This window comes from Cognatundibacterium jejuense (assembly GCF_014284255.1).
In the GTDB taxonomy this organism is placed as follows: Bacteria; Pseudomonadota; Gammaproteobacteria; order Burkholderiales; family Burkholderiaceae_D; genus Undibacterium; species Undibacterium jejuense.
In genome coordinates, this window is record NZ_JACOFV010000016.1 from 22,999 (window position 1) to 37,094 (window position 14,096).

The following is a 14,096-nucleotide window of genomic DNA, read 5'->3' on the forward strand; positions in this document are numbered from 1 at the left end:
ATGAGTGAGACGTTAACAATATGGGGATTTAGTACGAGTTGGATGGAGCTTGTTTCATTCTTGCTGTCTGTCATCACCGTCGCATTAACTATACGCCAGATCCATTGGGGCTGGTTGTTTTCTATCGTTTCTTCCGGTTTGTATGCTGCTGTGTTTTTTGATGCCAAACTTTACGGCGATATGGGCTTGCAGTTCGTATTCATTCTGGTTTCAATGTGGGGATGGTGGCAGTGGTGGCGGGGGATTGATGGAGAAACTCCTTTATATGTGGCGCGTCTGACCTGGCAACATAAGATCACTTCAGTTTTTTTTTGGTTGCTATCCTTTGTGGCCTTGGTATGGTTTCTGAAGACATTTACCGATACCGATGTGCCTTATGCCGACGGGTTTCTCACAGCAGGAAGTTTATTGGGTCAATTTTTATTGTCGCGTAAAAAACTGGAAAACTGGATCGTCTGGATCATTGTCGACATCTTATATGTCGGTTTATATGTGGTTAAAAATTTACAGTTGACTGCTTTATTGTATGCAGTGTTTGTTGTGATGGCCGTCATGGGCTTACGTTCCTGGAGTAAAGCATGTCAAAAATAACTAAAAATTCATCGGCTGATCTCTCAATAAAGTTGGTGCAAAAAATCGCAATACTCGGCGCTGAATCTTCAGGCAAGTCCGCGTTGGCGGAGGCGCTGGCTGCGCATTACAAAACGCTGTGGGTGCCAGAATATTTGCGTGAATTCGTCGAAGTGCAAGCGCGAGTGCCAAATGCGAACGAGCAATTGCTGATTGCAAGGACGCAAGTACAACACGAGGAGCAAGCGATGGTCGATGCGTGTGAATGGTTGTTTTGCGATACGACACCATTAATGACTGAGATATATAGCAAGCATTATTTTGACGAGGCGGAACCAGATTTAGTCGATTTATCGTCGACCCACGCAGAACAATACGCATTCACATTGGTGACAGCTCCTGATTTTCCATGGATGCCGGACGGCCTGCAACGCGAGTCGCCAGCAGTCAGGCAGATGATTCATGAGCAGTTGTTGGAGATCTTAGAAGAGCGTGAAATTCCGCATATGCTCATTGAGGGAAGTCTTAAAGATCGTGTGCAGCAGGTGGAGTTTGCTTTATCGTTTTTGACGCAATGATACTATCATTGCGTCGTGGTTTTTGTATTCATTACTGTCACTGTAATATGAGTGATTCCAATATTTAAGTTCCATCATTTGATTTTTTTAACTAGCATCTTAAGTGCTTGAGGCTATTTAAACGTTTATTGAAAGTGACTCGCAAGCCAGTTGGGTGTAGCGTTAAAAATGTTCTTGCGACTGTTTTTTACCCCTGCAATTTTTTTCTCAGTCGTGACATCTTGGCGATAACAATTAAACACCAGGTCCCGTCTGAAACAGGTTGATGATCTCCGGTTGAGGTGATGGTTGCCCATTCCAGTGGGCTCCTGGTTGGAGTGCAACGCGTTGCACTCTCCCGACGGGAAGATGAATGCGTTGATTACCCTTGAGTAGGGCGGCAGTGATACGGTCAGGGTCGTCGCCGACGTAACCTCTACGGTCGACATGTCCTCGTCCCCATGGAAGTAATCATTGTTCATTAAATTTCATCAACTGATTCCAATAATGAAACGTAATAGCTATCACCTTTTGACTTCCATCACCACCATTACATCTGCCGAATCCCCCCGAGTGCTGCTCCCATATTGGAATTTTCGGTGCGGCATTGATGATGTGGCTGCCGCATATAACAAAGTGAACATAAAGACTTGAGAAAAGCATAGATCCGCGTGTCGTGTGCGTACGACCCGCCAAAGCAGTTCAGACTCAAGCGTAGTGTGGCTTGCTCCCGTTCTAAACAACTTTGTCTATTTTTAGTTACTCATCGATGAAAATAAAAAACCACTCAGACTTTCGTCATTGAGTGGTTTTTATTTGTAGAGTGTTGACCTTACTGGCTTTCCATCAAACTCTTCAAGTGATCCGCCTTGCCTGGGTGGCGCAATTTTTTCATTGCTTTGGCTTCAATCTGACGAATTCGTTCACGGGTAACTTCAAATTGTTTGCCCACTTCTTCGAGGGTAAATTCGCTGGTAGTTTCCAGGCCGAAGCGCATGCGCAATACTTTGGCTTCGCGTGGGCTCAGAGAGTCAAGTGCTTCTTTTAGTTTCTCTTGAACCGACGCTTGCATTGCTGCCGCCATTGGTGACATGGTCATGCTGTCTTCGATAAAGTCGCCCAATTGCGAATCGCCATCGTCGCCGATAGGTACGTCAAGCGAGACTGGCTCTTTTGCGATTTTAAGAATCTCGCGTACCTTGATTTCAGGTAAGCCCATTTTTTCCGCAATCGCAGCTGGCTCTGGCTCTAAACCAGTGGCTTGCAATAGCTGACGGCGGACGCGATTCATCTTGTTAATCGTTTCTATCATGTGTACCGGTACACGGATAGTGCGCGCCTGATCTGCAATCGCGCGGGCAATCGCTTGGCGTATCCACCAGGTGGCATAGGTTGAGAACTTATAACCGCGGCGATATTCAAACTTGTCTACAGCTTTTAACAAGCCGATATTACCCTCTTGAATCAGATCCAGAAATTGCAGGCCGCGATTGACGTATTTTTTGGCAATGGAAATGACCAGACGCAAGTTTGCCTCAGTCATGGCACGTTTCGCTTCGCTTGAGCGTTTTTCACCGGCGATCATCTGTTTATTGATGTCACGCAATGCGCTCAATGGCAGTTCTACACGCTGTTCCAACTGAATAAATTTTTGTTGCAATTCACGTGCAGCATGAATATGACGTCCAAGCACGGCAGCATAGGCTTGTGTGCCTTGTATTTCATGTTCTAGCCAGGCTGCATTGGTTGCATGTGTGCGCAACATATCGACAAAATAGCTGCGTGGCATACCGCATTTATTAACCAGCAATTCCAGCATTTGCTTTTCAGTATTACGTAAATCTTTCATTTGCTTACGCAAGGTGTCGCACAATTTTTCTGCGATTTTTACAGTAAAACGCATGCCTTGCAATTCGGCAGAGATTGCTTGTTGTGCAGTGACATAAGCGGCTGATTGGTAGCCATCTCTTTCGCGCGCCAATTGCATGAGTTCGAAATTTTTAGCGACGATAGCGAATTTTTGCAGACAAATAGTTTTTAATTGCAACAGTTGTTCATCGCTGATACCGCCGACATTGTCTGATACAGCTTCATCATCGTCTTCATCTTCCTCGTCATTGTCGGCGATTGCCAATGCCATTGCATCGTTATCTTCCGGACTGATCAAGCCATCAATAATGTCATCAATACGTATTTCATCAGCCGAAATTTTATCGGCAATGATCAGAATTTCTTTGATCGTACCCGGGCAGGCAGAAATTGCCTGCACCATGTCTTTGAGACCTTCTTCTATGCGTTTGGCGATTTCAATCTCGCCGCTGCGTGTCAGTAATTCGACGCCGCCCATTTCACGCATATACATACGTACCGGATCGGTAGTACGACCGAAGTCGGAATCGACGGTCGCCAGCGCTGCAGCGGCCACGGATTCGGCTTCATCATCACTGACCGCGGTTGCGACGTTGTCGGTGAGCAGCATCATGGTGGCATCAGGGGCGCGATCGTAGACTGCAATACCCATATCGTTGAGGGTGCTGATAACGTCTTGTATCGTTTCCTGATCAACTAATTCTTCTGGCAGATGGTCATTGATTTCAGCGTGAGTCAAATACGTGCGATCTTTACCTAAGCGAATTAATTTTGTTAATTGCTTGCGATATTGTTCGAGTTGTTCTTCGGTGTTGGCTGATGTACCTGGTTTTTTTGACTTGGCACGGGCAGCACGTTTTAACTCGGCAGATTCGGCTGCATTTAAGGCCTGGATTTCATCATTTTCAAATTGAAATTCAGAAGGCTTGCGACCGCGTTTTGCAGGCTCTTTATTGGCTTGTAATACGTATTTTGAAGTGTCAACGGTGTTAATGTTATTTTCTGTTGAGACGACGTTGATTTTTTCAACTGCGATCGAAGGCGCAGCCATCGTCTTGGTGACGGGTACTGCATTCATTGATTCTGCGAAAAACGATTTATCCGCGACAACTGGAGTAGTATCCCGAGTCATTACCGGAACAGCAGCAGGTTTGGACATCAGTGTCGCTGCAACTGCTTGGGTTGCCATCACTTTTTCCGCAGGTGCTGCAGCACGAATAGTGGTGGTAGCTGCCATTGGCTTTAATGTTGTGACAGGCGCTGCAGGTGCAAATTTACCTGATCCTATGCGCGCTTCACGTTTGATTGTTGGCACAACAGGTTTGGACGCTTGCTGATCGGATAGCAATAATTTTTTTGCGACTTTTGGTGCCGTTTTACGTATAACAGCGGCACGCGGTTTGGCGATGTCAGCACCTGAGAGTGTCTGTAATCCAGCTTTTAAGTCGGCCCGAATTTCTGCTTTTACTTCCGCTTTGATTTCTGGCTTGGCAAAATTTTCTGTTACGTCAGTAGCTACGTCACTTGCTGCGGTTACTTCGTTGTCATTTTGCGTGACAGGTTCATCATTTGCAGTTGGCTCTGCTGTTAGTTCAGCAGCGTCAAAAGGCATGGCGGCCATGGCTTCAATATCCTCGGCTGTCCAGGCTTTTGCTGGCGCGATGATGGCCTCAGTCGTGACTGCCTGCATACGTGAGCGACGTTTGGTCATCACGGTAATTGCGGGAACGGCGGATGCGCTTGCATCCACTTCCAACAGGGGTTCGGTCTGTTGTGGTTGTTCGTTCTGCACTTTTGGGACGTCGACTGGCTTCACAGCACTTGGCTGCGAGGCAGTAGCAGGACGATTCAACTGGAGGGTTTTTTTACCTAAAGTGAGAGTAGAGCCTGTTTTTGGAATAGAAATAGTTGAGTCAGTTAAGCTGTTTTTCATGTAACAAAATCGAGTGCGACAACAAAAGCTTGTCAATAGTATATGGCGATGGCAATGGCGATAGGCTGTTGACGATCATATTTTCTGATCAACGGCCGACACGGACGAAAAAGCCCGCTGGTAAAAGCGGGCCACGCTGATGAAGGCGATTCATTCATCTTGCTCAAACTAGATCTCGGAAAGAGACGCGAGGGCAGAATTATCCTCGGCTTAGCACTTCTTGACAAGGATTGTCTGCATTTCTTGAAAAGAAAATTGATGCAATATTGTGTATCGATATTAGTTGTTGCTCCAAAAGCCTTGTGAAATAAGGCTTTGCTAAAAAATGACGTAATCTGGCATAAATAAAATACACATTATTTTTTATTAAATATTGTCTGGATCTTGTTTGGATGTATAAGTTTTTTTGACACTGAAAAGGTTTTAATGTGAGCGGAGACGTCATTTTATTGGTCTCAAGTTAGCGGCGTTAAAAACTCGCATGGCTTTTTTGATAAGCTGCTAATCTGTTTTTTTTTAATTCTTTCTTTCTTTGCGCATTCAACAATGTCAAATTTTGTCAACTTTCTATCCGTGCGTCGTTTCTCGTATCGGCTTTCTTTTCTGTCGATAGCGCTGTTGTTTTCAATCACAGCGAGTGCGCAAAATGTACCCGATACACTTGAACAGCGATTAAAGGCTTGCACTTCGTGCCACGGAGCGCAAGGACGTGCAGGAACCGATGGTTACTATCCACGAATTGCTGGTAAGCCAGAAGGGTATTTGTTTAATCAACTCAAAAATTTCCGCGATGGTAAGCGGACATTCCCCATGATGACTTACATGGTTGTAAATATGAGTGATGACTATCTTCATGAAATTGCAACTTTTTTTTCGAATCTACATCCGCCATATGCAGCACCGCAAAAGCCAGATATACAGCCCGGTTTGCTTGAGCGTGGGCGTCAATTGGTGCTGCATGGTGATGAGCAAAAAAAGATACCGGCTTGTATTAGTTGTCACGGTCAAAAATTGACAGGGCTGGCGCCGTTTGTCCCAGGTATTTCAGGATTGCCCAGGGACTATCTGATTGCCCAAATAGGTGCGTGGCAGACAGGGAGCAGACATGCTGCTGTACCCGATTGTATGCAGTCGATTGCAAAAAAATTGCGACCCGAAGATATTGGCGCACTATCAGGTTGGTTGGCAATGCAATACGTGGCTGACGATGGTATAGCGGAGGCCTTCAGCGATAAAGTTAAAGGCCACTTTCCTCTGGCTTGCGGCAGTATACCGGGCAGTTGATTTATCCGTCTAAGCCAGCATTTTTAGAGACGTTTTTAGGGGCGATTTATGCGCGTAATGAATGCCATGAATTTGAATACAATCACAGAGATGGATAAGTGATGACACAAGCGATAAAGTATTTTATGTCAGGAATGGTGATGCTGGTATTCGGTTTGGGGTGGTATGTTTACGAAGTCGGTTATCTTATCCATGATGATGTCAATGAAGATCATGCTCAGCGTCAGTCTACCTTGACGAACGATATTGCACTTAGTGAGCAGATTAAACGTGGCGAATATTTAACGCGGGTTGGTAATTGTATGGTATGCCATACTGCCCGTGGTGCTTCACTTTATGCTGGTGGGAAGTTAATACCGTCAGAATTTGGTAATTTTATTTCTCCTAACATTACCCCCGATGTACAAACAGGAATAGGGAGTTGGACGGCGGATGACTTCTGGCGTGCGCTACATTTTGGTAAGGCTCGCGATGGTAGTTTGTTGTACCCGGCTTTTCCGTATCCTAATTACACGTTGGTGTCGCGTGGTGATTCTGACGCTATGTTTGCTTACCTCAAAAGTATTCCTGCAGTAAGTCAGATATCACAGTCGCATCAATTGGCATTTCCGTACAACCAGCGTGCTTTGCTGGCTGTTTGGCGAACCTTGTATTTTAAGCCTCACGCTTACGAAACTGTTCCCGAAAAATCCAACTCATGGAATCGTGGCGCCTATTTGGTGAATGGGCTAGGACATTGTAGTGCTTGTCATAGTAGTCGCAATACGCTTGGTGCCAATGCCGGAACGCAGGATTTGGATGGTGGTCCAATGCCAGGGATTGCGTGGTACGCGCCTTCCTTGTTGCGCATGAATGAAGCACATCTGGCAAAGTTGAGTGAGACTGAATCCAGTAATTTATTTAATCGCGCGATTGCAAACAATGCCGCGATGTCCGGACCGATGGCAGAAGTGTTTGCCAATAGTTTGCAATATTTGGAGGTTACTGATCTGGAAGCGTTGACTTCGTATTTAAGGTCTTTAGCTTCAAAGCCAGACTCAACACAATCTTATAAAACCGAATATTCTCAGCAAGTATTTTCCCAATTGATGACGCAGGGTGCTGCTTTATATAAGACACATTGTGCTGATTGTCATGGAACTTCGGGGGAGGGAGTTAGCGGTATTTACCCAGCACTGAAGCAAAATAACTCTGTCACTATGCCTGATATCGCGAATTCGATTCGTATTACTTTGACTGGTGGCTTTCCACCTGTTTCCAGGCAATATACCAGGCCATATGGCATGCCTCCCTTCGGTCCGGTGCTCAATGATAATGAAGTCGCGCTGGTACTCACTTATATTCGTAATAGTTGGGGGAATCAGGCAGGTGCCGTGACTGTGGCGGAAGTAAATCGTTATCGGAATGCGCCTGTGAATTAAGGAGCAAGTGAAATAAAAAAAGGAGGGCGAATAATTATCGCTCTCCTTTTTTTCGTCATTCACTTAGCCTAATTGGGTATGGATGGCATCAACTTATTGCAGACTCCACTTCAATGGAACGCCAGTTGTATCGGTTACAGTGGTCATTTCCTTAAACACGCGGGCTTGTACCGGATCTGGAAGGCGCACAAAGTCAACGGTATTAACGAAACGATCGCCATTCATAAATGCCCAAGTAAAGAACTTCAAGGTGGCAGTTGATTTGTCGATATTTTTGGCCGCCTGTTGCAGAATAATGAAGGTGCCCATCGTAATTGGCCAGGTTTTTGGACCTGGCTTATCAGTCAACATTTCCTCAAACGTCCCTTGTGCTTTCCAGCTGCTCGCTGCTAATGCAGCTGAAAAACCTTCAGGTGAAGGCATCACGAAACGACCATCGTGGTTTTGAATTTGCACTACATCGAGTTTATCTTGGAGCACATAGTTGTAATCGATGTAGCTGATGGTGTAAGGATTTTTACGAATCGCGGCAGAAATTCCGGTACTACCTTTGACTTGAGTAAATTTGGGATCCCAGGTGATAGTAAAGTTTTTACCGAATCCAGATTGCCATGCTTTACTTACTTTGCAGAGATAATCTGTGAAGTTGTAGGTAGTGCCTGATCCATCTTGACGCACCTGAGGCAAAATTGTTTTTGATGGTAAGCGGGTGTTCGGGTTCAATGCAACAATTGCGGGGTCGTTCCATTGGTCGATTTGACCTGAGAAAATTTTAGCGATGATGTCGCCATTTAGTTTTACATCACCTGATTTTAAGCCGGGCAGGTTGATGACGACCGCTACGCCAGAAATTGCCGAAGGAAATTGGATAAGTTTGGATTTTTTCAGATCTGCCTGTGGTAAGGCAACATCACTTGCGCCAAAGTCTATGCTGCTTTCTTTTATCTTTTTTATACCAGAAGACGAACCGGATGCTTCATAAGCGATATTACTGTCAACATTTTTAGCATATGCTTCCGCCCATATCTTATACAGTGGTGCAGCAGCAGAGGACCCTGCACCATGTAATTCGATAGCCTGTACTGATTGCGTAAGCAATAGGGCAACAGAGAGTAGGTAGTATGAATATTTCATAGTTTTTTGATAATAAAAAGCAATAGTGGCAGAATTGTCGGCGCGATTATCGCATGACAGTAAATGAATTGCTTGAGTGTATTTTTGGTAATGTGCTTGTCATCTGAAGCGGTTATGCTTAAGCCTTGTTGTTTATGCACATATTGTTTATATTGTTTATACGCATTTAACTTGGAGGCTCAAATGGCAACCGTTACAAGCAAAAAAGAAGCACCGATAGCAAAAGCAACAGCAGTAAAAATACCTGCAGTGAAGGTTGCAGCTGTAAAAGCACCTGTAGCAAAAAAAGTCGTTGCAAAGAAGCCTGTTGTTGCTTCTGAGAAAAAAAATGCGCAGGAAAAACCAATATCAAAAGCAAATGGCGTTGCCAAGGCAACTGTCAGAAGAGTCGCGGCGAAAGCTGATGTGCCTAAATCGGCAGTTGAAGTTGTCGACAAGGTAAAAAAAGCCAAGTTGATACGGGATAGTTTCACTATGCCAGAGGCTGAATACGCTGTATTGGGGCACGTTAAACGCGCATGCCTGAAAGCGGGTGTTGAAGTCAAGAAAAGTCAGTTATTGCGCATAGGTTTGGCATTGTTAAATAAAACCGATGTGCCTGCGTTGAAAAAACTCATTAGCGAATTAGCTCCTCTTAAGGCTGGTCGTCCGAAAAAAGAAAAATAATATTTTTGTTCAGAGTTTTTTTCTGAAAAGCCTTCAAGACATGTTCTGTTTTGAAGGCTTGTTGTTTTTTTGTTTGTCATAAAACCGACATGAATCTGTCATCTTGTTGAAGTAATCGTCCTCTATTCTTCGTTCGTTGAACCAACGACATCTTGAGACATAACAAGGACGATGAATGCGATTACTCACGATACCCGCGGATGCTAATCCCAGTTTTTCCAAACTCAATCTAAGCCTGGCGACGACGCCAGAAGAAGTGAGAGAAGTGCAGCGTTTGCGCTACAAAGTATTCATTGAAAGTATGGGCTTATCAGCCCTTTCCAATCCAGATGGTCTGGATAAAGACGAGTTTGATGCTCATTGCGACCATTTAATTGTGCGTGACACCAAAACACTGAAGGTAGTCGGCACTTATCGGATTTTGGGGCCTAACGCCGCGCGTGAAATTGGTCGCTATTACTCGGAAACCGAATTTGATCTGTCCCGTCTGCAAAACGTTCGTCATTCTATCGCTGAAGCGGGGCGTGCTTGCATTCACCCGGATTATCGTAGCGGTGCTGTGATTATGCTGCTGTGGGCAGGCCTGGCAGCTTATATGCGTCGTGAACGTTGTTCGCATTTGATTGGTTGTGCAAGTATCAGCCTTACTGACGGCGGTCAGAATGCCGCTGCGATTTATCGTAGCTTAACTGAAAAAGACTTTTGTCCCTTAGAGTATCGCGTGACACCACATGTCCCTTTCCCACTGGACGAAATCGATACTAGCAACATCGAAGCGAGAATACCCCCGTTATTAAAAGGTTATTTACGCGCAGGCGCGTGGGTGTGCGGAGATCCTGCATGGGATCCTGATTTCCATAGTGCTGATTTGTTTGTGATGTTGCCATTGGCGAATCTGGATGATCGTTATGCGCGTCATTACAATACAGGAGATCAGTAATTGTGAAGCCAGCAGAACAGTTCCTGAGTAAGAAAATGCACAAAACAGGGAAGCGAGATGTTACTCGCTTCCGGACGATTTGGATTTCTGATTTGCATCTTGGGACTAGCGGTTGTCAGGCAGCAAAACTGTTAGAGTTTCTGCGCGCAACTGAATCTGAAACCCTGTACCTGGTGGGTGACATTATTGACGGTTGGCAATTGAAACGCCGATGGTACTGGGACCAGACGCATAACAATGTTGTGCAAACAGTTCTTAAGAAAGCTAAAAAAGGAACCAACGTTATTTTTGTTCCTGGTAATCATGATGAGTCTATCCGCCAGTTTATCGACTTGGATTTTGGTGGCATTAAAGTCAGAGATGAGCTGGTTCATACGACGGCAGATGGTCGCCGTATGTTGGTGCTGCATGGCGATCGTTTTGACGGCGTAATTGCTTGTGCTAAATGGCTGGCGTATGTTGGGGATAGTCTCTACACGGTAATTTTGAAATTCAATCAGGTATTCAATAACTGGCGTGCCCGAGCCGGCTTGCCTTACTGGTCGCTGTCGCAATATCTGAAGTTAAAAGTAAAAAATGCGGTGAGTTATATCACTCAGTTTGAGGATGCATTAGCTGACGAGGCGCGTAGAAAAGGAGTGGATGGCATTATTTGCGGCCATATTCATAAGCCCGAAATTCGAGACATTAACGGCATTTTGTATTGCAATGATGGTGACTGGGTCGAGAGTTTATCGGCATTGGTTGAGGATGCTCAGGGACAATTGAGCTTAGTAACCTGGCATGACATTATGCATGCGATTCCTGCAAATCTGCCAGTTGGAGATATGGATGCGGATGTTGAAATAGATGGTGAAATAAGCATCGCGGTATAAAAATACAAGTCTTCTAAAGTAAAACGCCCCTGCATTTTTTGGGGCGTTTTATTTTGTATGCTTCGAATAAATTCGGTTAGCAGGTTACCTATATTTTACTTAACAACCAAATCTGGCGACATGATCGCTTTAAGGTAGGTTTGTAATTGTTCACCTTGCCTTTGCTTTTGTGAGATCCACCAGACATTGCCCTTGCGAATACTGTATTCTTGTAAAGGGTGTCCGAGCAACTCACCTGCCACTTGGCCGAGGTAGGGTTGATGGCCAATGATCATGACTGGTTCGCGACTATTCGGCCAGTTCACCAGGCGTAGCACATCCTCGATTTTTGCGTCAGGGGCCAGCTCAGGTGCAACCTTAAATTTTCTTCCACTGGCATTCAGCGCTTCGGCGGTATCGCGCGTGCGTACAGCTGGGCTGACCAGAATGCGACAAGTTTCTGGCAATGTACTGTCAAGCCAGTAAGCAATTTTACTGGCCTGCTTTAATCCCTTGCCGGTGAGTTTCCGGAATTCATCTGTGATTTCTTCCGTTGCCGGTTCGGCTTCCGCATGTCGCCAGAGTATCAAGTCCATTATTCATTATCCGCAGTTGATAGGGAGCCTAATTGTTGCATCAGGTATTGCTGGGCGCAGAAGTTGGCTTGCTGTCCGCGTGCTTTCTTGCGTTCGTAATGGCCATTGGAGTCGAGCACCCAAGCGTTCATATTGTCCTTCAGATAGGGATCAAGTCCTTCAGCAAGAATACGTTTTTTCAGCGATTTGTCTAATACCGGAAACGCTACTTCAATGCGGCGGAACAAATTGCGGTTCATCCAGTCGGCGCTGGCCAGATAAATGTCATGTGCCAGGTCGTTGCGGAAATAATAAATCCGGCTATGTTCGAGGAAGCGTCCGATGATCGAGCGTACCCGGATGTTTTCCGATAATCCTGGCACACCAGGCCGCAAAGTGCAGGCGCCACGAATAATCAGGTCTATCTTCACCCCGTCAGCGGAGGCGGCGTATAAAGCGCGAATGACAGATTCATCAGATAGGGAGTTCATTTTAGCAATGATTCTGCCTGGGCGGCCTTCGCGGGCAATGCGCGCTTCGTTTCGTATCGCTTTGATTAATTGCGGCTGCAATGCAAACGGTGCCAGCCATAGGTAATCTAATTTCTTTGGTTTGGTCAGGCCAGTTAAGTGAATGAACACTTCATTGACTTCCGCCGCCATTGCTGGATGGGCAGTAAGTAAACCAAAATCCGTGTAAAAACGGGTAGTGGACGGGTGGTAGTTGCCCGTTCCTAAATGAGCGTAGTGGCGCAGGATTCCGCCTTCTTCACGGCGAATAACCAGTGCGAGTTTGGCATGCGTTTTGAGTCCTACGACGCCATACACAACTTGTGCTCCTGCACGTTGTAATTTATCTGCCCAATTAATATTCGCTTCTTCATCAAAGCGCGCCATCAATTCAACAATGACGGTGACTTCTTTGCCCAGTCGCGCCGCGGTAATCAAGGATTCCATCAAATCCGAGTTCATTCCCGTGCGATAAATGGTTTGCTTGATCGCTACGACGCTAGGATCGAGCGAGGCGGAACGGATAAAATCGATGACCGTCTGGAATGGTTGGAACGGGTGGTGCAATAAGATATCTTGTTTGCGCAGCAGAGTGAAAATATCTGTGTGAGAGTATTTCGCAATCGCCTTTGGAGAAAAAGGAGGGAAGCGCAAATTAGCTTGCTTAACGTGGTCGACCAATTCGCCGAGGCGAACCATATTGACCGGACCGTCGACTGGATACAAGCGATCTTCGCTGAGTGAAAATTGTTCCAATAAAAAGCGTGCCAAATCGTCGGGACAGTTTTTGGCAACCTCGAGCCTGACTGCAGCACCGAACTGACGCGTCTGCAGTTCTCCTTGCAAAGCTTGACGAAGGTTTTTTACTTCTTCTTCATCTACCCATAAATCACTATCGCGGGTGACGCGGAACTGAGAGTAGTTAATCACTTCGCGACCATTGAACAGGTCGGCAATGTGCGAGTGAATAACAGAAGAGAGCAAGCAAAATGACATGCCCTTTTCAGAGAGTTCATCTGGCAACCGTATAATCCGCGGTAACACGCGCGGTGCTTTCACGATGGCAATTCCGGTGCCGCGCCCAAATGCATCTTTTCCTGCGAGAGAAACGATGAAATTGAGACTCTTATTAACGACTTGCGGGAAAGGGTGAGCTGGGTCAAGACCGATTGGTGTTAAAAGTGGGCGTACTTCTCGTTCAAAATACTGTTTTACCCATGCACGCTGCGCCTCATTTCGTTCCGAGTGACGCAGCAGGTTAATGCCTTTTTTGGATAATTGCGGCAGAATTTCTTGATTCAGTAATTCGTATTGACGTTGTGCGAGTTGATGGCACTCGGTACTGATGCGTTTGAGGCTGGCTTGAAAATTTGGGTGCTGGACTAGTTCTCCATCTACGGTATTTTGCGCCAGGAGGCTGGCTACTCTGACTTCAAAAAATTCGTCCAGATTACTACCAACGATGCAAAGATATTTCAGGCGCTCTAATAATGGAATAGTACGGTCTTCAGCTTGTGCCAGAACGCGCCAATTAAAGGCAATTTGCGACATCTCACGATCGAGAAATATCACTGATCTTGATAGTTCCGTGGGTGCCGCTTGTGTGGTGGCAAGGGGGGTGTTTTTTGATGACTTTTTTTGCTCACCAGAATTGGTAATGACGGCGCCATCTTCCCGAGTTGTTTTTTTTGTCACAATATTTGCGGTCGATGGATTTACTTCTTGATTTGGCATATTTCCCTGCTTGTCATAAAGGCTTGCATATATATACGACCTTATTTTAG

Annotated in this window: 11 protein-coding genes; 7 read left to right on the top strand and 4 right to left on the bottom strand. The window is 45.6% G+C overall.

Going from position 1 to position 14,096, the window contains the following annotated elements:
- Entirely contained in the window at nt 1-591 is a 591-nt protein-coding gene (gene pnuC, locus H8K32_RS16030) for a nicotinamide riboside transporter PnuC (protein ID WP_186913564.1), read from the top strand.
- Nucleotides 579-1,148, top strand: a complete 570-nt coding sequence (locus tag H8K32_RS16035; protein WP_186913565.1) for an AAA family ATPase — start codon at nt 579-581, stop codon at nt 1,146-1,148. The genes pnuC and H8K32_RS16035 overlap by 13 nt, the downstream gene beginning before the upstream one ends.
- A gap of 811 nt (nt 1,149-1,959) precedes the next feature.
- Here H8K32_RS16035 and rpoD read toward each other — a convergent pair.
- Nucleotides 1,960-4,929 carry an RNA polymerase sigma factor RpoD gene (gene rpoD / locus H8K32_RS16040; RefSeq protein ID WP_390311774.1) on the bottom strand — a complete coding sequence of 990 codons (2,970 nt, stop codon included), beginning with the start codon at nt 4,927-4,929 and terminating at the stop codon, nt 1,960-1,962.
- A 546-nt stretch (nt 4,930-5,475) separates the two neighbouring features.
- On the opposite strand from rpoD, the gene H8K32_RS16045 reads away from it, so the two are divergent.
- Nucleotides 5,476-6,213, top strand: a complete 738-nt coding sequence (locus H8K32_RS16045; RefSeq protein WP_246447422.1) for a c-type cytochrome — start codon at nt 5,476-5,478, stop codon at nt 6,211-6,213.
- A 101-nt stretch (nt 6,214-6,314) separates the two neighbouring features.
- Nucleotides 6,315-7,634 (top strand): cytochrome c, encoded by a 1,320-nt coding sequence (locus tag H8K32_RS16050; protein WP_186913566.1) that lies wholly within the window; start codon nt 6,315-6,317, stop codon nt 7,632-7,634.
- 93 nt (nt 7,635-7,727) lie between these two features.
- On the opposite strand, the gene pstS is transcribed toward H8K32_RS16050, so the two are convergent.
- Nucleotides 7,728-8,768 carry a phosphate ABC transporter substrate-binding protein PstS gene (pstS, locus tag H8K32_RS16055; protein WP_186913567.1) on the bottom strand — a complete coding sequence of 347 codons (1,041 nt, stop codon included), beginning with the start codon at nt 8,766-8,768 and terminating at the stop codon, nt 7,728-7,730.
- A gap of 183 nt (nt 8,769-8,951) precedes the next feature.
- Between pstS and H8K32_RS16060 the strand changes: the two genes are divergently transcribed.
- The 3 genes from H8K32_RS16060 to H8K32_RS16070 all read left to right on the top strand — a co-directional run bounded on the left by H8K32_RS16060 (nt 8,952) and on the right by H8K32_RS16070 (nt 11,249).
- A complete protein-coding gene (locus H8K32_RS16060; RefSeq protein WP_186913568.1) occupies nt 8,952-9,434 on the top strand; it encodes a hypothetical protein in 483 nt (160 codons plus the stop codon).
- Nucleotides 9,435-9,609: 175 nt separating this feature from the next.
- On the top strand, nt 9,610-10,374 hold the full coding sequence (locus tag H8K32_RS16065) for a GNAT family N-acetyltransferase (RefSeq protein WP_186913569.1): 765 nt from the start codon (nt 9,610-9,612) through the stop codon (nt 10,372-10,374).
- Between the two features lie 2 nt (nt 10,375-10,376).
- Nucleotides 10,377-11,249 (top strand): UDP-2,3-diacylglucosamine diphosphatase, encoded by an 873-nt coding sequence (locus tag H8K32_RS16070; RefSeq protein WP_390311769.1) that lies wholly within the window; start codon nt 10,377-10,379, stop codon nt 11,247-11,249.
- A gap of 95 nt (nt 11,250-11,344) precedes the next feature.
- On the opposite strand, the gene sixA is transcribed toward H8K32_RS16070, so the two are convergent.
- Both sixA and ppk1 read right to left on the bottom strand, forming a co-directional pair.
- The gene (sixA, locus tag H8K32_RS16075; protein ID WP_186913570.1) at nt 11,345-11,824 is read right to left on the bottom strand and encodes a phosphohistidine phosphatase SixA; all 480 of its coding nucleotides are present in this window, start codon (nt 11,822-11,824) and stop codon (nt 11,345-11,347) included.
- Nucleotides 11,824-14,046 carry a polyphosphate kinase 1 gene (gene ppk1 / locus H8K32_RS16080; protein WP_186913571.1) on the bottom strand — a complete coding sequence of 741 codons (2,223 nt, stop codon included), beginning with the start codon at nt 14,044-14,046 and terminating at the stop codon, nt 11,824-11,826. The genes sixA and ppk1 overlap by 1 nt, the downstream gene beginning before the upstream one ends.
- Nucleotides 14,047-14,096: the final 50 nt, after the last annotated feature.

What these genes read in the sequence shown, in the direction of transcription:
- pstS (WP_186913567.1), bottom strand. Translation starts at nt 8,768, where the DNA reads ATGAAATATTCATACTACCTACTCTCTGTTGCCCTATTGCTTACGCAA.
- H8K32_RS16065 (WP_186913569.1), top strand. Translation starts at nt 9,610, where the DNA reads ATGCGATTACTCACGATACCCGCGGATGCTAATCCCAGTTTTTCCAAA.
- pnuC (WP_186913564.1), top strand. Translation starts at nt 1, where the DNA reads ATGAGTGAGACGTTAACAATATGGGGATTTAGTACGAGTTGGATGGAG.
- H8K32_RS16035 (WP_186913565.1), top strand. Translation starts at nt 579, where the DNA reads ATGTCAAAAATAACTAAAAATTCATCGGCTGATCTCTCAATAAAGTTG.
- H8K32_RS16060 (WP_186913568.1), top strand. Translation starts at nt 8,952, where the DNA reads ATGGCAACCGTTACAAGCAAAAAAGAAGCACCGATAGCAAAAGCAACA.
- rpoD (WP_390311774.1), bottom strand. Translation starts at nt 4,929, where the DNA reads ATGAAAAACAGCTTAACTGACTCAACTATTTCTATTCCAAAAACAGGC.
- H8K32_RS16045 (WP_246447422.1), top strand. Translation starts at nt 5,476, where the DNA reads ATGTCAAATTTTGTCAACTTTCTATCCGTGCGTCGTTTCTCGTATCGG.
- ppk1 (WP_186913571.1), bottom strand. Translation starts at nt 14,046, where the DNA reads ATGCCAAATCAAGAAGTAAATCCATCGACCGCAAATATTGTGACAAAA.
- H8K32_RS16050 (WP_186913566.1), top strand. Translation starts at nt 6,315, where the DNA reads ATGACACAAGCGATAAAGTATTTTATGTCAGGAATGGTGATGCTGGTA.
- sixA (WP_186913570.1), bottom strand. Translation starts at nt 11,824, where the DNA reads ATGGACTTGATACTCTGGCGACATGCGGAAGCCGAACCGGCAACGGAA.